The following is a 16720-nucleotide window of genomic DNA, read 5'->3' on the forward strand; positions in this document are numbered from 1 at the left end:
GGTTAGGGGTTTTCCGTCACTAGGCCAACCGCAGGGGCGCCGGCTGCTTGCAGGGCCGCCATCAGCTCAACCACATTGCCGTAGGGTACGCTGGTATCACCCCAGACCAGTACTGTGGTTTCTGGTTTGCGGCGAATAATTTTGCTGACTTTATCCTGCACCACGGCTAAAGACTGTGACTTTTCTTCATCTTTACCGAGGTTAAGGTAGTAGCTGCCATCGGCTTTTACCGAAACAATTAAAGGCTCATCAGTTTGCTTACCCACCGGCACCGCTGCTGCTTTTGGCAACTCAACTTTGACCCCCTGCATTAACATGGGGGCAGTTACCATAAAAATAATCAGCAGCACCAACATAACATCGATATAAGGTACGACGTTGATTTCGGCCATGGGCTTGCGCCGTTTATGTCGTCTGGACATGATTAACCTAGCCTTTTACGCGGGGTGAGGGTGAAGCGGGGTTAGGCCCTTTTGCTGCTGGCTTAGCCGGTTTGGCCGGAGCAGGTTGTGACGCTACAGCTGGCTGTGCGCTGAGGGCCTGGCGGTGCAAAATGCTGTAAAACTCATCACTAAAGGTTTCGTATTTATTCAGCAGCACTTCAACGTTGGCGGAATAACGGTTATAGGCAACCACAGCGGGGATTGCGGCAAACAGGCCCATAGCCGTTGCCACCAAAGCTTCTGATATACCCGGTGCAACGGTGGCAAGTGTCGCCTGAGTCATGGTGGATAGCGCCTGGAAAGACGTCATAATCCCCCACACGGTACCAAATAAACCAACATAAGGGCTGGTAGAACCCACCGTTGCAAGAAATGGCAAATGTTTATCCATCTGTTCTTCTTCCCGTGCACTGGCTACGCGCATGGCACGTTGTGCACCTTCCATCACTGCGTCGGAATCAACACCCACTTGCTGACGTAGACGGGAGAATTCTTTAAAGCCTGCGCGAAAGATGCTTTCCATCCCCACAAAGTTATTACCGGAAGCATCGGCCTGTGCTGATCCCTGGCGAAACAGCTGGCTAAGGTCCATACCAGACCAAAATTGCTGTTCAAAATGAAGCCGGGCCCGGGTGCAGGCGCGAAAGTAAAAACCCCGCTGAATAATCATAAACCATGAAATAACAGAGGCGAGAAACAGGATAAACATCACTGTCTGCACGGTTAAGCTGGCCCCGGCAACTAATTGCCATACCGATAAATCTTCAGCCACTGGTTTTTTACTCCCTTTAATATAGGTTTAAATGGTTGTTACTAGTTATTTAGTGCTGATATTAACTCAGCTGGTATCCGCTTTGGTTTTATTGCCTGCTTGTCCACGCAGGTCAGTTTGACTTCGGCACGACAAAGCAGTTCCCTGCCCTGATCATTGAGCCGATAAACCTGTTGCTCCATTAACATATAGGCTTTGCCCAGTTTGGAAATCTCCGCCGTTACTGCAAGCTGGTCATCCAAACGAGCAGGTAACAGGTAGTCACTGCTAATACCATGCACCACAAACATCAAATCCGCATCAAAAATAAACTGTTTACCAAAGCCCAGGCTGCGCATAAATTCGGTGCGGGCCCGCTCCATAAATTTTAGATAATTAACGTAGTAAACGATACCCCCTGCATCGGTATCTTCGATATATACACGCAGGGGCCATTCAAAAGCTGCTGAATTATTCATCGTCGAACAGTGCTTTGGTTTGAGGGGTCTCATCGGTATGGCTGAGCATTTTTTCCCGGTCATTATTTTGCGGAATATCCAGGCCAAAATGCAGGTAGGCATTGCGAGTGGCCATACGACCACGGGGTGTTCTAACGATATAGCCTTGTTGAATCAAATAGGGCTCTAACACATCTTCTATTGTGCCGCGTTCTTCGCTAATAGCTGCCGCTAAACTATCAACGCCGACTGGACCACCATCAAACTTTTCAATAAGCGCCAATAGTAGGCGGCGGTCAAGGTGATCAAAACCATGCTGGTCAACATTGAGCATATCCAGCGCTTTATCGGCGATAGTTTTGTTCACAGTGCCATTGCCTTTGACTTCGGCGTAGTCTCGAACCCGTCTTAATAAGCGATTGGCAATGCGGGGCGTACCTCTTGAGCGGCGGGCGATTTCCCGGGCGCCATTTTTATCCATCTCAACATCGAGAATATCAGCAGAGCGGCCCACAATATGGGTTAGGTCTTCGGTGTTATAAAACTCCAACCGTTGCACAATACCAAAACGGTCTCGCAGCGGTGAGGTCAACAAGCCCGCTCTTGTGGTAGCGCCAACCAGGGTAAACGGGGGTAAATCCAGTTTAATCGAGCGCGCCGCCGGGCCTTCGCCAATCATAATATCCAATTGGTAATCTTCCATCGCTGGATACAGCACTTCTTCTATATGGGGGCTTAAGCGGTGAATCTCATCGATAAACAGTACATCACCCGGCTCAAGGTTGGTCATTAAGGCGGCTAAGTCACCGGCTTTTTCTAATACCGGGCCAGAGGTGGTTTTTAATGACACGCCCATTTCTGTAGCCAGGATATTAGCCAGGGTAGTTTTACCCAAACCGGGAGGGCCAAAAATAAGCGTATGATCCAGGGGTTCGTTGCGGAGTTTGGCCGCGCTAACAAAGATATCCATCTGTTCGCGCACCACTGGCTGGCCAACATATTCCGCCAGGGTTTTGGGGCGAATAGCGCGGTCATTGATCTCTTCGCTGCGGTTATTGTCCACAGCCGCTGAGACTAAGCGATCTTCTTCTATCATTAAGACACCATATTTTTCAACGCCATCCGAATCAGCGCTTCACTGCTGTCCATACTAGCATCATTCACCGCGGCAATCGCCTTGCTGGCTTCTGCGGGTTTATAACCCAAGGCAACCAGTGCGCTTTCTGCCTCGGCCAATATGCCATTGGCAGAAGCGGGGCTGGCACTATTATTACTGACGGCAGTACCGTTGATAGCCCAGTCTTTCAACCTGTCTTTCATTTCTACTAATAAACGCTCGGCAGTTTTTTTGCCAACGCCGGGCAACCTTACCAACGAGGCGGTATCGCCATCGCGAACGCAGCGGACAAAATCATCGGACTCAATACCCGATAAGATCGTTAACGCCAGTTTGGGGCCAACACCATTCACTTTGATCAGCGTCCGAAATAAGCTGCGTTCACGTAATTCGGCAAAACCATACAGTAGCTGGGCATCTTCACGCACTACAAAATGGGTATGTAAGGTCACCGACTTACCCACTTCCGGTAACTGATAAATGGTGGTCATGGGGACTTGCACCTCATAACCGACACCGTTGACATCAATCACTATTTCCGGGGCCTGTTTTACCAGAATCACACCCTGTAGCCTGCCGATCATAAACCTTCCTCTATTGTTCTCATTACTAGCGCAGGCGCCCTCTTCTAACCCGACTGACACCCGCCAAATTAATCAAGCTGGCCTGGGTGTGGGCATGGCAAATGGCAGCACCCAAAGCATCTGCCGCATCCTCCTGTGGCATGGCCGGCAGTTTTAATAACACTTTGACCATATGCTGCACCTGCTCTTTATCCGCCGCACCACTGCCCACCACTGCCTGTTTAATTTGCCGGGCGGAATATTCAGACACCTCTAAATGCTGCGCAACACAGGCAGCAATAGCTGCACCACGGGCCTGGCCCAGCTTTAAAGCGGAACCGGCGTTTTTAGCCATAAAGACTTGTTCTATAGCCACTTGCTGGGGGCAATGGGTTTCGATAATTTCTGCGAGGCTTTGGATCAAGACTTTGATACGTTCGGGGAGCTCTTGCTCAACCGGCAAGCGGATAACGCCACTGGTGACGTAGTCATGCTGGTTGCCGTTGACATTGATAATGCCGTAGCCGGTTTTTCTTGAGCCGGGGTCTATCCCGAGAATAAGCGCCATAGTGCTGGTTTTATTGCCATTATAGTGCGGCTATTCTGGCAGGATGAGGGGGGTATAACAATAGTTGGAAGGGGAAATTACTGTATTTTTATTCAGTACCCCGTCGTTCCCGCGAAGACGGGAATCCAGCCTGTATGCTTATGCTGTTATTTCCGCTAAAGCGGAAATCTACAGTACTGGGTTCCCGCCTTCGCGGGAACGACGGGGGGTGTTATTCCAGGGATTCCAGAACTGAATCCGGGATATCCGCATTGGTATAGACGTTTTGGATATCATCCAGGTCTTCTAACATATCGACTAAACCCATCACCTTTTCAGCACCGCTTTTATCCAACTCAACCGTGGTTGAAGGCAACATTGTCACTTCGGCATGGTCAGGGGTTAAACCGGCAGCTACCATCGCATCTTTTACTGACAGGAAGTCTTCAAAGGCTGTGGTCACATCAATAGAGCCATCATCATTGGCAACCACATCTTCGGCGCCAGCGTCCAAAGCGATTTCCATAATCTGGTCTTCATCGCCTTCGGCGAAGCTGATTTGGCCGGTGCGGGTAAATAAATAGGCGACGGAACCGTCGGTACCTAAGTTACCACCACGCTTGGAAAAGGCATGGCGAACTTCTGCCACGGTGCGATTGCGGTTATCAGTTAAACATTCCACTAATACTGCCACACCCGCCGCACCATAACCTTCATAGGTGGCGGCTTCATAATTGTCTTCATCATCGGTGCCGGCTCCACGCGCTACCGCTTTATCGATAGTATCGCGCTTCATATTGGCAGTTAGTGCCTTATCGATAATCGCCCGCAAGCCGGGGTTATCGTCAGGGTTGGGCCCACCCGCTTTAGCGGCAACGACTAATTCGCGAATCAGTTTAGTAAATATTTTTCCCCGCTTGGCATCCTGCGCGGCTTTGCGGTGTTTAATATTGGCCCATTTACTATGACCTGCCATTGCCTGACTCTCCGTTTCTTATTCGCCAGCTTTTGGCTCAGCGGCCTTGGGCTTTTCGCGAAGTTTGATATTCAGTTCACGCAGCTGTTTGTTATCTGCCATGCCCGGTGCATCGGTCATGACACAGGCTGCACTCTGGGTTTTAGGGAAGGCAATAACATCACGGATAGACTTGGCGCCGGTGATTAGCATCACTAAACGGTCCAGGCCAAAGGCCAAACCGCCGTGTGGTGGCGCACCGTACTTTAACGCATCTAACAGGAAGCCAAACTTTTCCTCGGCTTCTTCATCACCAATACCCAATACGCGGAATACCGCTTGCTGCATATCTGGCTGATGGATACGAACTGAGCCACCGCCTAATTCGGTACCGTTTAATACCATATCGTAGGCAATCGATAGAGCAGTTTCAGGATTTTTCTCCAACTCTTCTGGCGAACAAGCTGGTGCAGTAAATGGGTGGTGTAATGAGGTCAGGTTACCTTCGCTGTTCTCTTCGAACATCGGGAAGTCGACAACCCATAATGGCGCCCAATCACCTTCGATCATATCCAGGTCTTCGCCGATTTTAACTCGTAGAGCACCCAGAGCTTCGTTGACGATGTTAGTCTTATCCGCACCGAAGAAGACAATATCGCCATCGGCAACGTCTAATCGCTCCATCATCCGGGTAACAATTTCATCGGGCATAAATTTCAGGATGGGCGATTGCAAACCTTCAATACCGGCTGCCACATCGTTGATTTTAATCCAGGCCAAACCTTTGGCGCCGTAGATACTAACGTATTTGGTGTAGTCATCAATTTGCTTACGGCTGATTTTAGCGCCACCGGGTACTTTTAAAGCAGCAACACGGCCTTTAGGGTCGTTGGCCGGGCCGTTAAAGACTTTGAAATCTACCTGTTGCATCAGGTCGTTCACATCCACCAGTTCGAAAGGAATACGCAGATCCGGCTTGTCGCTACCAAAGCGCAGCATCGCTTCGGCGTATGGCATACGCGGGAATTCGCCCAGGTCTACATCCAATACTTCTTTAAATAGCTCGCGAATCATCCCCTCAGTGATGGCCATAATTTGCTGGTCATCCATAAAGGAGGTTTCAATATCAATTTGGGTAAATTCTGGCTGGCGATCAGCACGTAGATCTTCATCGCGAAAACATTTGGCGATTTGGTAGTAGCGATCCATACCAGAGACCATAAGTAACTGCTTAAATAGCTGTGGCGACTGGGGCAGCGCAAAGAATTTGCCTTCGTGGGTTCTGGAAGGGACTAAGTAATCACGGGCACCTTCTGGAGTCGCTTTGGTTAAGATAGGCGTTTCTATATCTAAAAAGCCGTTATCATCCAGGAAGCGACGGATAGATGAGGTCACGCTTGAACGCAGTTTGAGCTTTTCCAGCATTTCCGGGCGGCGTAAATCGACATAGCGGTACTTCAAACGAACATCTTCGCCCACTTCGATATGCTCATCCAACTGGAATGGAGGCGTTGCTGCGCTGTTGAGAATCTTCAACTCCTTGCCCAGCACTTCAATTTCACCCGTAGACATATTCGTATTGATAGTGCCTTCGCTACGTGCGCGCACACGACCTTTTACTTGTAAGACATATTCGCTACGCACTTTATCAGCACGCTCAAAGTGTTCATTAGTATCGGGGTCAAACACCACCTGCACAATGCCTTCACGGTCACGTAAATCCAAAAAGATCACGCCACCGTGATCACGACGGCGATCAACCCAACCGTAAAGGGTGACTTCTTCGTCGATAGTTGCCGAGGTTATGTTTCCGCAGTAATGAGTGCGCATTGTGACTATTTTCCTGTGTGCCTGTAGATAATGATTGTTAAAATCGGGTTGGCAGCCGCTTAATCGACTACCAGTTTTTAATACTTAGCTCTCGCTGCTGACGGCAGAACCACTTGATGAGCTTTCACCGCCGCCGGCCAAATTCTTTTTATTGCCGGTTTTAAAGTCCGTTTCATACCAGCCACCGCCTTTTAAACGAAAACCAGCGGCAGAAATCTTCTTTTTTAATGCCGGTTTGCCGCAACTGGGACAATCGATCAAAGGATCATCGCTCAGCTTCTGCAACTGCTCTAATGCATGCCCGCAGTCCTGGCACTGATACTCATAAATCGGCATATCGGCTACAACCTCAAATCAACTAAAAAAACGCGCGCGATTATACCCTAAAACCGAAGGCACCGTGTAAGAGCCTGCCAGCGGTGGGCAATAGTACCGCAAAGAAAACCTTTATGAACAGTTAACACATTGAATAATAAAGAGTTTTTATTGAAAAAGAATTACCAGGAAGGGAAAATCAAAGAACAAAAAAACCGGCCAAACCTCTGCCAAATCAAGACAGAGAGTAGCCGGTGTCATGCTTTCTGAAGGGTAAGCTGTATTACTTGGCAGCAAACTCTTTCAGTTTCTTCAAAGGACGAACCTTAACAGCCATGCTGGCAGGTTTAGCTTTGAACATCTGCTCTTCACCCGTGAAAGGATTGATACCTTTGCGAGCTTTTTTGGCAGGCTTCTTAACAGTAGTCACTTTCATCAGACCGGGGATAGTAAATTCACCCAGACCACGCTTAGCGATACTGCGACCTACCAGTGACTCTAACTCATCAAATACTGCAGCCACTTGCTTACGGCTCAAATCAGTCGACTCAGCAATATCATTGAAAATCTGACTCTTGGTCATTTTCTCTTTGATAGCACCCGTAGCTTTTTTCTTCGCTGCCGGCTTCTTGGCTGGCGCTTTTTTAGCTACTGCTTTCTTCTTTGGTGCTGCCTTTTTCTTGGCAGGGGCCTTCTTAGCTACTACTTTTTTCTTAGCAGGAGCCTTCTTAGCTGCTACTTTTTTCTTAGCAGGTGCTTTTTTCTTTGCAACTGCTTTCTTCTTTGGTGCTGCTTTCTTTTTAGTCGCCATGTTTGTTAGCCTTATATGGTGGTTAAATGATGAGTTAGCTCAATATTATACCCAAGTTTTTATCTCACTCAGACACCGATTTACAAATCTCAAAATACATTTCAACCTATATATACAGCGTCTGCGATTTTTATAGTCCAGAAAACACTGTAATACAAGGTTTTTGCGAAAATTAGCGGCTAAAATAGCGAAAAAAAGCATTTTTTTTCAAAATCCATTGATTCGTGGTTTTTGAGCCAACAAATCGTAAAAAAAATACAGTGTACACGCCAAAAAAACGAGCGATTACCCGAGGCCCAAAATTGACCTGAACACACCCAGTAAATCATCCAATTCGGTTTTATTATAGGGTTTTGCCGCTACTGCGCCCCAAACCGGGCTGGGCCAACTGGCATCATTTTTAAATCGAACAATATGATGGATATGTAATTGCGGCACCCTATTTCCCAGTGCCGCCACATTCATTTTATCGGCATGAAATTGCGCCGCCATTGCAGCACTTAACGAGCTGGATTCTGCCAATAATTGACGCTGGTCTTCTTCGCTTAACTGAAAGATTTCCTGAATATCTTCCCGCCTGGGTACCAGGATAATCCAGGGGTAATTGCTGTCATTTAACAACAGGACTTTACTCAACGGAAAATCGCCAACTTCAACGCAGTCTTTGGCCAATTGTGGGTGGAGTTCAAACATATTCGTTACCATTTTACTGGGGTATTGCAGGGTGGATTGAAAGGTGGATTGTAATCCACCGGTGTACCAGCATCATTATAAGGTGGATTATAATCCACCCTACGTGGAGTTTTCAGGCTATTTGTGCTGTACCGCGTGGGAGATCAGACGTAGAATGCCTGCTGATTAATTCCATCCACATCCATTATTTATAATTATAGAAGAGCTAGTATACACAATGCGCGCCAGTCAGTTTTTAATTGCCACCGTTAAAGAAACCCCATCCGATGCTGTGGTTACCAGCCATCAATTGATGCTGAGAGCCGGAATGATCCGCAAGCTTTCATCGGGCTTATATAATTGGCTGCCGATGGGCTTGCGAGTACTGCGCAAAGTCGAAGGGATTGTTCGCGATGAAATGAATAAAGCCGGAGCGCAGGAGGTGTTAATGCCTGTGGTTCAGCCCGCTGGATTATGGGAAGAGTCCGGCCGCTGGCAGCAATATGGCCCCGAACTATTGCGGATCACCGACCGCCACAACAATAGCTTTTGCCTGGGACCTACCCACGAGGAAGTTATTACCGATTTGATTCGCCATGAAATTAAAAGCTATAAACAATTACCCGCTAACTTTTATCAAATCCAAACTAAATTCCGCGATGAAATTCGCCCTCGCTTTGGGGTAATGCGCTCAAGGGAATTTATTATGAAGGATGCCTATTCCTTCCATAAAGACCAGCAGTCATTGCAAGATACTTATGATGTCATGCATGCTGCCTATACCAATATCTTTAGCCGGCTGGGCCTGGAGTTTAGGCCCGTTATTGCCGATACCGGCTCAATTGGCGGCAGCGCCTCCCATGAGTTCCATGTATTAGCCGATTCCGGTGAAGATGATATTGCCTTTAGCGATAGCAGTGATTTTGCCGCTAACGTTGAAATGGCTGAAGCCCTAGCCCCTGCCGGTGGGCGCCCTGCCCCTGCTAAAGCGATGGAGAAAGTAGCCACTCCCGGCCAGCATACCATTGAAGAAGTGAGTGCCGGTTTAGGGGTTAGCCCTGAACAGACGGTTAAAACACTGGTGGTATTGGGTGAAACCGATGACGAAGAAGCAGAGGCACCTTTAATTGCCCTGGTTGTCCGAGGCGACCATACGCTAAACGATATCAAAGCCGAAAAATATGACGGCGTAGCCAATCCGTTAGAGTTCGCCAGTGAAGAGCAAGTCAAAGCTGTGCTGGGTTGCTCTGTAGGCTCCATTGGCCCGGTTAATCTTCCTATTGAAACCATTGTTGATCGCAGCGCAGCCCACCTGGCTGATTTTGTCTGCGGCGCCAATGAAGACGGTTTCCACTTTACCGGTGTTAACTGGGAGCGGGATGCCACCGCCAACTGCATTGAAGATATTCGCAATGTGGTTGAAGGGGACCCAAGCCCGGATGGCAACGGCACACTGCACATTAAGCGCGGTATTGAAGTAGGCCATATTTTCCAGCTGGGCACGAAATATTCAGAAGCCTTAAATGCCACGGTATTAAACGAAAATGGCAAAGACCAAGTCATGTTAATGGGTTGTTACGGCATCGGTGTTACCCGTATTGTTGCGTCAGCAATTGAGCAAAACAATGACGACAAAGGGATTATCTGGCCTGACAGTATTGCCCCTTTCCAGATTGCGATTGTGCCTTTAAATATGCACAAATCTGAAGCGGTAGCCGAGCAATCCAATAAACTGTATGACGAACTGACCGCACTGGGTTATGAAGTGCTGCTGGATGACCGTAACGAAAGACCCGGGGTTAAGTTTAACGATATGGAGCTGATGGGTATCCCTCATCGCATTGTTATCGGCGATCGTGGTTTGAAAGAACAGCAGCTGGAATATAAAGGTCGTCAGGATGCGGACAATCAGGATATTGCTATTGGCGATATTATTAATTTTGTACAAAAGACTATCGCTAAATAATCAGTACAGCTTATGAAGCTTGCAGGTTTAAAAGTTGTTGTTATTTTTCTACTGGCGGCATTGGCCAATGCCGCCAGCACCCCCTCCCCTGCGGACCAGAAAGAATTAAGACACTTTCTTAAAAACACCATTAATGGCAGTGATAGTTTTGAAGATCGTTTTGCTGCAGAAGTATGGCTGGTGGATATGTCAGGACGACTAAAACCGTTTATTAAAGACCCCAAACAGCGGCTTGATTTATTGAGGTCTGTGCACCGCGAAGCGACCAAAGCTGAACTAAAGCCGGATTTAGTCTTAGCCTTGATTCAAGTTGAAAGCAGTTTTAATAGTTATGCTATTTCCAGAGTGGGCGCCCAGGGCCTAATGCAAGTGATGCCCTTTTGGAAACAAGAAATTGGCCGCCCCGATGATAACCTTACCGACATAGATACCAACCTTAGCTACGGCTGCCGCATTTTGCAGTTTTATTTAAAAAAGGAAGATGGCAACTGGATGACAGCGCTGGCACGTTATAACGGTAGCTATGGAAAATACTGGTATCCGGAGCGGGTAATGGATGCCTGGCGCAAGCATTGGTATATAGACGATAGCCTGTAATTTAGCCGCTGGTTTTATTCATGGCTGACAAGCTTTTGGCGCTGCAGAAAAATAGCTTGCATCACTTCTCGCAGCGCGGTTTGCAGGGCTTTTTTCCCATTCAGTTGATAGCGAGCAACCACCTCACTGACCGGTAGTTGCTGTAGTACTCTCATCACTAAAATTTGTTGCTGCTGTGCGGACAAAACCGCTGCAACAGCTTTGGTCGACAAAGCAAGAACGGCCAATTTCCACAGTGATAAATGGCAAGTTTCATATTGCCGGTAACCTGATGCAAAAGCTTCAATATCCAACCAGGTTTGCTGGTCACAATCAATAGCCTGATTGTCATGACCCAACAATAACTCTATCACCAACTCAGGTTCTAACTGTTGGTATTGCACCATTAAATCACGGGGAAAATGCTCGCCAAACCTGTAGCAGGCTTTAGTTAATAAAGCCTCCCCGTCAGCACTCAATGCCGATAGCACCATCGCAGAATAACAGCCACTACTGGCATCACGCGTGCTACCCAAGCGGACGGGAACACATTGCACCGCTCGCCAGAATTGCACGACATCCGCAGTGGCGGCGAAGCTTGAACCGATAAAATCAAAACCCTGCTGGCGAGCTTGTAGCACTATATCTTGCAGCAACTGTTTACCGATATGCTTTCGTTGTAGCGAAGGATGAACAGCAATACGCATCACTCGCTGGTAACGCAGCAGCGGCGCTTCTTTAAAACCACCATGGGCCGATAGTGATTGGGCTAATAAATGCCCTTGCGGCCTTCTTTTACCCTGCCAAATAGCTTCAGATAACGCTGGGTCAAAACCACCTTCAGCGGCCATTAAGGCAGCGGCAATAATTTGGCCTCGGTAACGACTAACCCAAACAGATAGATTAGGCCCATCAAGCAGATTGCGTAAGTCTGCCGGTGTGGTTTGATAATGGGCAGACACCAACAAACCGAATAACTGTTCCAGCTCAATTTTATTACTTAATAAATCATCACGATTGAGTTGCTCACTAACACAGTGCTTTAGGTCGAAGTCCGCTAACACTGCTTGATCAATTTCCCGCCCTTTAAGTAGCAAGCCATCAAATAACCAGGCTTCTACAGGATCATTATCTGCCCATCGAATAGCTTGCTGTAATACACAGGATGTCCATAGGGGCGTTGTGCTATCGAGGGTTTGCTTAAACCGAATATCAAAACCTCGGCCGCTGCCTTCATAACCATGGACGGTTGTTGAAAAAACGATGCGCTTATAGCTGGCCAGATACTGCTCTAACATAAAGGCTGGAATAGCAGCGGCTTCATCAACTAATAATAAGTCAGGGTCGATTTTATTGCGGATCAGCTCATCAGGGGCAATAAACTGTAGCTGGGACTGCTGGTATTTAATAACACCCTGCGAGGGTTCAACCGCTAATAAGCGAGCGGCATGTTCAAAGACCGGCTGTACTGATTCAATGCGCGGCGCAGTGATAACAATATGGCAATCCGCCTGTTGCATTAGCGCGGCGCTGGCAATACCCAGGGCGGATGTTTTACCGCGGCCACGGTCTGAACGAATCACCAGGGGTCGTCGGCTTCGCCCTTTTGAGGTGGCAATAATGGCTTTGACTGCCTTGGATTGATCGACGGTTAAGCAGTAATCGGCCATAGGCTCTGGTGCAGCTGATGGAACTGAAGCTGCCGGTATAAATTCTACAGGCTGATTTTGTTCAACTAACTTTTCCTCAACCAGTAAGGCGTTTGGGTCAGACTGTATAGAATGGATGATATGCTGAATAAACCGGCCGGCGATATTATCAACGTGAAACGGGTGAACCAATAAGCGCTGGTAATCCGGGTCGTTATAGCTGGGCCACTCTGTTAACGGAGGAACTAACACTATTAATAAGCCTCCCCCCACCAATGCACCAGACACCGCAGCCAATGCATCGGGGTCAAACCCCGCCCAGGCATCATAAATTAGGCCATCCACTTCCCGGCCTAACCACTGGCGTGCTTGTGCTGGCTCTATATAGGTAGCGTTTTCTGGTGGTTTATCAGTAACCCATAGAGGGTCATTCAATAAATCAGCTTGTTGCAATAACTCACAAGCCCACTGCCGTTCGCCCGAAAGCACAACCAAACCACGCTGCCGTGATTCACGGGCAACGGCTTGCTGTTGAGTCATTGCAGACAGAATGGGGTTAACAGGAGGCAAGGCCAGTTTTCTCTGTTGGGAAAAAACTCAGGTTATCAATCATTGCAGGGAGAAACAATCTACACAGAGGAACGTCATCCCCGTCATTCCCGCGAAGGCGGGAATCCAGCGCTGTAGATTTCCGCCTTAGCGGAAATAACAGCATGAGCATGCAGTCTGGATTCCCGCCTTCGCGGGAATGACAGGAGTTTTTTGGGGATGACAGGAACAGCGCTTAATCAACTTTCTGAATCACCAGTAACAACTGCCCAACATTCACCCCAAACTTTGACATACTGGACTCATTCATCAGCACATTCTCCGATACCAAATACATCCGATCATCAATAGTGATATCTATAGTCCCATCACCATAGGGAATGCGCAGCACATAGCCCAGAAACATGCTATTGCCAGCAACCTGTATATCAGACTCACCAATAACATCACCGGCTGTACCGATATAGCGATTGTCGCCATTGGGAGTAAGGGTCCAAACCCGCCGTTGTTTTTCACCATCATCAAATACAAAGTCTTCTTCAAGGGTACCTACGCCCTCTTTCCAGTACGCTTTAATATCGGCGGTAAAATAACGAATGACCTTACCAGAACGGTCTTTTAGTACACCAGCCGCCCGAAGCTGGCCATCAAAAAAAGACTCGGCAACTAACTTTGGCTGGTTGTTTTTATAGTCAATCACATCAACTGAATTACAGGAGGCAAGTAAAAGAACCATTAAAGGCAGAAGGCCAGCCACTTTTAAAATAGGGGAAACAAACATATATCAATCCTTAAACGATTTTTGTTGATACGTGGACCGACCCGGGTTGGTTTAGTGATGACTGAATGAATTGATCCAAATACAAAAACACCAGCATGATGGGCAAGATTAAAGCCGTTAAAATCCATTCTGGCAACCGGTACGTACATTACTATTAAGTAGTTACTATAAATCTGGTAAAGAAATCAGTTATATCGAGACAAGGGGTAAACCACTATGAACACTCGACTCTTAGCCCTCATTACAGCTCTGGCCTTTAGCCAGCCTGGCTTTGCCAATTGCAACAGTATGCTGAACTATGAAACCCGTAAACTGCACTCTACTGAAACCATCAACCTGTGTGACGCTTATCAGGGCAAAGTGATTGTCGTGGTAAATACCGCCAGCCAGTGTGGCTATACTCCCCAATTTAAAACGCTGGAAACCCTGCATCAGAAATATAAGGACCAGGGCTTAGTGGTATTGGGCTTCCCCTCTGACGACTTTTATCAAGAGCATAGTGACGAAACTAAAACGGCTAATGTCTGTTATATCAATTACGGTGTGACTTTCCAGATGCTTGGTACCTCCAGCGTCAGGGGTGCCAATGCCAACCCCATCTTTAAATCATTAGCAGAACAGACCGGCAGGGCTCCTCGCTGGAATTTCTCCAAATATGTGATTGGTAAAGACGGCAAAGCTATTGCCGCATTTCCCTCTAGTGAACCCCCCATGGGTGGGCAATTAGAGAATACTGTTGTTGAAGCATTAAGAATGTAGCAACCACACTAATCGTCATTCTCGCGCACAAGATGAATTGCCAAGTAAGATTATGCTATGATCGCGCCTCGCGAAGGTTCCCATAATCATACCAACAATACCTTATTTATTTCATCCTTGACTGATTAGGCTGTATCTCTATGAGTTGTTGCAGTAATGACTGATAAATCTGGCGCCGCGCATCTACCCGCCAAGTTTATTGATGGCTCTATCATGCGCCATATTTGGGTAATGACCAGCACCGCGTCGATAGGCCTGGTCGGGATATTCTTGGTTGACCTGATTGATATGCTGTTTCTCAGCATGCTGGGCAGCGACGATATTATTGCCGGCGTGGGCTTTGCCTCCAGCATCTCTTTTTTTACGATCTCCCTAAGTATTGGTATCACCATTTCCATGGCCGCCCTGGTATCGCGCATGATTGGCCAGCGCAATGTGGAGCAGGCAAAGCGCTATGTGGTCAATGTAGCCGTTTTGGCGCTAACACTAACCAGTACAATGGCTTGTATTATCTGGTTTAACCTTCCCTTTCTATTCCGCCTGCTTGGGGCCGATGAAGGTGCACTGGCCGTTGGGGTTAGCTATTTACAAATTATATTACCCTCACTCCCAATACTGGCCACTGGCATGGCGATGTCTGCGGCACTGCGTGCAGTGGGTGATGCCAGACTTTCCATGCTAACAACATTAATAGGGGGCGGCGTTAATGCCGTGCTCGACCCCATTTTTATTTTCGCTTTAAGTATGGGTGTAGAAGGCGCCGCTATCGCCTCGGTAATGGCTCGGTTTGTGGTGCTGGGGATTGCCTTTTGGGGTGTAACCCGCAAACACAATCTAATGAAGGCCTTTGTCTATAAGGATTTTGTTGAAGACTTTAAACCAATTTTTAAAGTTGCCGGTCCCGCCATGCTAACCAATCTCGCCACCCCCATTGGCAATGCTATTGTGATTAAAATGGTAGCGCAGTTTGGCGCTGCCTATGTGGCGGGTTTTGCTATTGTTGGACGTATTTCACCGGTGGCTTTTGCGTTGGTATTTGCTCTTTCCGGGGCGATAGCGCCTATTATTGGCCAGAATTTTGGAGCACTTAACTTTGCCCGCATTCGCGAAACGCTGAGTAACGCACTAATTTTTAATGCGGTGTATGTCACTTTAGTATCCGTTTTACTTTATATCCTGCAAGAACCGATTATTACGTTGTTTAAGTTAGAAGGGGAAGCCGCCGAGCTGGTACGGATTTTCTGCACCTGGATAGCCATTACCTTTATCTTTAACGGTGCGCAGTTTGTCTCTAACTCTGCTTTTAATAATCTGGGTAAGCCGATGTATGCCACCTGGTTTAATGTGGGCAGGTCTACGGTGGGCACGCTGCCTTTTGTGTATTTAGGGGGAGAAATTGCTGGTGCTGCCGGAGTATTAGCAGGACAAGCGGTTGGCGGAATGATTTTTGCGCTAGCAGGTGTGGCGATTGCCTTCAGGCATATTAGCAACCTGACCAAAAACAATAACACCGCCATTCCCGCAGAACACCGTCATTCCCGCGAAGGCGGGAATCCAGCGCTGTAGATTTCCGCCTTAGCGGAAATAACAGCATAAGCATGCAGTCTGGGGTAACCCTTCTTGAGTAATGTTGGTGGTTTTTGTGGTTAGCGGCGCCAAGGTATTGGGTGGGGGTTGCGGAATGGTCCTGTGGCCCTCCGGGCTACCCTTAGCCATTTTTGAGCCTTAACGCGCTTCGCTGTCTCAAAACTGGCACGGCACTGGCCCTGACTATTCCGCAACCCCCACCCAATACCTTGGCTCACATCTCGAAGGGTTAGAGGTTAAAAGGTTTAGCCTTAAAGGAAGCCAGGGTCTAACTGAAACTACAGAGAAAGCGTGAAGGTAGCTGAGGAGTCGGGGGTAGGGTTGCGAAATAGTCAGGGCTAGCGCCGATTGAGTGTTTTGAGACAGCGAAGCGTTTTAAGGCTCAAAGCCG

17 protein-coding genes are annotated in these 16720 nt (G+C 47.9%); 4 read left to right on the forward strand and 13 right to left on the reverse strand.

Annotated elements, in window-relative coordinates; all coding sequences use genetic code 11:
• Positions 1-2: 2 nt before the first annotated feature.
• The 11 genes from tolR to P8H32_RS00215 form a co-directional block, all read right to left on the reverse strand.
• Positions 3-422: a protein TolR gene (gene tolR, locus P8H32_RS00165; RefSeq protein WP_297293546.1), complete on the reverse strand. Its 420-nt coding sequence runs from the start codon at positions 420-422 to the stop codon at positions 3-5.
• Positions 423-429: 7 nt separating this feature from the next.
• Positions 430-1215 (reverse strand): protein TolQ, encoded by a 786-nt coding sequence (gene tolQ, locus P8H32_RS00170; protein ID WP_301088156.1) that lies wholly within the window; start codon positions 1213-1215, stop codon positions 430-432.
• A 41-nt stretch (positions 1216-1256) separates the two neighbouring features.
• The gene (ybgC, locus tag P8H32_RS00175) at positions 1257-1673 is read right to left on the reverse strand and encodes a tol-pal system-associated acyl-CoA thioesterase (RefSeq protein WP_301088157.1); all 417 of its coding nucleotides are present in this window, start codon (positions 1671-1673) and stop codon (positions 1257-1259) included.
• A complete protein-coding gene (gene ruvB, locus P8H32_RS00180; protein WP_297293541.1) occupies positions 1666-2748 on the reverse strand; it encodes a Holliday junction branch migration DNA helicase RuvB in 1083 nt (360 codons plus the stop codon). Before ruvB ends, ybgC begins: the two co-directional genes overlap by 8 nt.
• A complete protein-coding gene (gene ruvA / locus P8H32_RS00185; protein WP_297293539.1) occupies positions 2748-3353 on the reverse strand; it encodes a Holliday junction branch migration protein RuvA in 606 nt (201 codons plus the stop codon). Before ruvA ends, ruvB begins: the two co-directional genes overlap by 1 nt.
• A 25-nt stretch (positions 3354-3378) precedes the next feature.
• A complete protein-coding gene (gene ruvC, locus P8H32_RS00190) occupies positions 3379-3900 on the reverse strand; it encodes a crossover junction endodeoxyribonuclease RuvC (RefSeq protein WP_297293537.1) in 522 nt (173 codons plus the stop codon).
• 211 nt (positions 3901-4111) lie between these two features.
• A complete protein-coding gene (locus P8H32_RS00195) occupies positions 4112-4855 on the reverse strand; it encodes a YebC/PmpR family DNA-binding transcriptional regulator (protein WP_297291690.1) in 744 nt (247 codons plus the stop codon).
• Positions 4856-4873: 18 nt separating this feature from the next.
• Positions 4874-6664: an aspartate--tRNA ligase gene (aspS, locus tag P8H32_RS00200; RefSeq protein WP_297291691.1), complete on the reverse strand. Its 1791-nt coding sequence runs from the start codon at positions 6662-6664 to the stop codon at positions 4874-4876.
• 84 nt (positions 6665-6748) lie between these two features.
• Positions 6749-7000 carry a zinc ribbon domain-containing protein gene (locus P8H32_RS00205; protein ID WP_297291692.1) on the reverse strand — a complete coding sequence of 84 codons (252 nt, stop codon included), beginning with the start codon at positions 6998-7000 and terminating at the stop codon, positions 6749-6751.
• Between the two features lie 262 nt (positions 7001-7262).
• Positions 7263-7790, reverse strand: a complete 528-nt coding sequence (locus tag P8H32_RS00210) for an HU family DNA-binding protein (protein ID WP_297291693.1) — start codon at positions 7788-7790, stop codon at positions 7263-7265.
• Positions 7791-8075: 285 nt separating this feature from the next.
• Positions 8076-8483 carry an HIT domain-containing protein gene (locus tag P8H32_RS00215; RefSeq protein WP_297291694.1) on the reverse strand — a complete coding sequence of 136 codons (408 nt, stop codon included), beginning with the start codon at positions 8481-8483 and terminating at the stop codon, positions 8076-8078.
• A gap of 217 nt (positions 8484-8700) precedes the next feature.
• Between P8H32_RS00215 and P8H32_RS00220 the strand changes: the two genes are divergently transcribed.
• Entirely contained in the window at positions 8701-10428 is a 1728-nt protein-coding gene (locus P8H32_RS00220) for a proline--tRNA ligase (protein ID WP_297291695.1), read from the forward strand.
• 12 nt (positions 10429-10440) lie between these two features.
• Positions 10441-11025, forward strand: coding sequence for a lytic transglycosylase domain-containing protein (locus P8H32_RS00225; RefSeq protein ID WP_297291696.1), 585 nt, complete (start codon positions 10441-10443; stop codon positions 11023-11025).
• A 14-nt stretch (positions 11026-11039) separates the two neighbouring features.
• On the opposite strand, the gene P8H32_RS00230 is transcribed toward P8H32_RS00225, so the two are convergent.
• Together P8H32_RS00230 and P8H32_RS00235 are read right to left on the reverse strand one after the other, a co-directional pair.
• Entirely contained in the window at positions 11040-13223 is a 2184-nt protein-coding gene (locus P8H32_RS00230) for a GNAT family N-acetyltransferase (RefSeq protein ID WP_301088158.1), read from the reverse strand.
• Positions 13224-13437: 214 nt separating this feature from the next.
• Positions 13438-13983, reverse strand: a complete 546-nt coding sequence (locus P8H32_RS00235; RefSeq protein WP_301088159.1) for a DUF3833 domain-containing protein — start codon at positions 13981-13983, stop codon at positions 13438-13440.
• Between the two features lie 216 nt (positions 13984-14199).
• Between P8H32_RS00235 and P8H32_RS00240 the strand changes: the two genes are divergently transcribed.
• Together P8H32_RS00240 and P8H32_RS00245 are read left to right on the forward strand one after the other, a co-directional pair.
• Positions 14200-14742: a glutathione peroxidase gene (locus P8H32_RS00240; RefSeq protein ID WP_297291699.1), complete on the forward strand. Its 543-nt coding sequence runs from the start codon at positions 14200-14202 to the stop codon at positions 14740-14742.
• A gap of 156 nt (positions 14743-14898) precedes the next feature.
• The gene (locus P8H32_RS00245; protein ID WP_297291700.1) at positions 14899-16308 is read left to right on the forward strand and encodes an MATE family efflux transporter; all 1410 of its coding nucleotides are present in this window, start codon (positions 14899-14901) and stop codon (positions 16306-16308) included.
• Positions 16309-16720 lie beyond the last annotated feature (412 nt).

The sequence above is a fragment of the Oceanicoccus sp. genome, from assembly GCF_029238675.1.
In the GTDB taxonomy this organism is placed as follows: Bacteria; Pseudomonadota; Gammaproteobacteria; order Pseudomonadales; family Dasaniaceae; genus Oceanicoccus.

Coding starts and splice junctions, on each gene's coding strand:
- ruvB (WP_297293541.1), bottom strand. CDS start 2,748: ATGATAGAAGAAGATCGCTTAGTCTCAGCGGCTGTGGACAATAACCGC.
- P8H32_RS00245 (WP_297291700.1), top strand. CDS start 14,899: ATGACTGATAAATCTGGCGCCGCGCATCTACCCGCCAAGTTTATTGAT.
- aspS (WP_297291691.1), bottom strand. CDS start 6,664: ATGCGCACTCATTACTGCGGAAACATAACCTCGGCAACTATCGACGAA.
- P8H32_RS00235 (WP_301088159.1), bottom strand. CDS start 13,983: ATGTTTGTTTCCCCTATTTTAAAAGTGGCTGGCCTTCTGCCTTTAATG.
- ruvC (WP_297293537.1), bottom strand. CDS start 3,900: ATGGCGCTTATTCTCGGGATAGACCCCGGCTCAAGAAAAACCGGCTAC.
- P8H32_RS00195 (WP_297291690.1), bottom strand. CDS start 4,855: ATGGCAGGTCATAGTAAATGGGCCAATATTAAACACCGCAAAGCCGCG.
- tolR (WP_297293546.1), bottom strand. CDS start 422: ATGTCCAGACGACATAAACGGCGCAAGCCCATGGCCGAAATCAACGTC.
- P8H32_RS00225 (WP_297291696.1), top strand. CDS start 10,441: ATGAAGCTTGCAGGTTTAAAAGTTGTTGTTATTTTTCTACTGGCGGCA.
- P8H32_RS00205 (WP_297291692.1), bottom strand. CDS start 7,000: ATGCCGATTTATGAGTATCAGTGCCAGGACTGCGGGCATGCATTAGAG.
- P8H32_RS00240 (WP_297291699.1), top strand. CDS start 14,200: ATGAACACTCGACTCTTAGCCCTCATTACAGCTCTGGCCTTTAGCCAG.
- P8H32_RS00210 (WP_297291693.1), bottom strand. CDS start 7,790: ATGGCGACTAAAAAGAAAGCAGCACCAAAGAAGAAAGCAGTTGCAAAG.
- ybgC (WP_301088157.1), bottom strand. CDS start 1,673: ATGAATAATTCAGCAGCTTTTGAATGGCCCCTGCGTGTATATATCGAA.
- P8H32_RS00215 (WP_297291694.1), bottom strand. CDS start 8,483: ATGTTTGAACTCCACCCACAATTGGCCAAAGACTGCGTTGAAGTTGGC.
- P8H32_RS00220 (WP_297291695.1), top strand. CDS start 8,701: ATGCGCGCCAGTCAGTTTTTAATTGCCACCGTTAAAGAAACCCCATCC.
- ruvA (WP_297293539.1), bottom strand. CDS start 3,353: ATGATCGGCAGGCTACAGGGTGTGATTCTGGTAAAACAGGCCCCGGAA.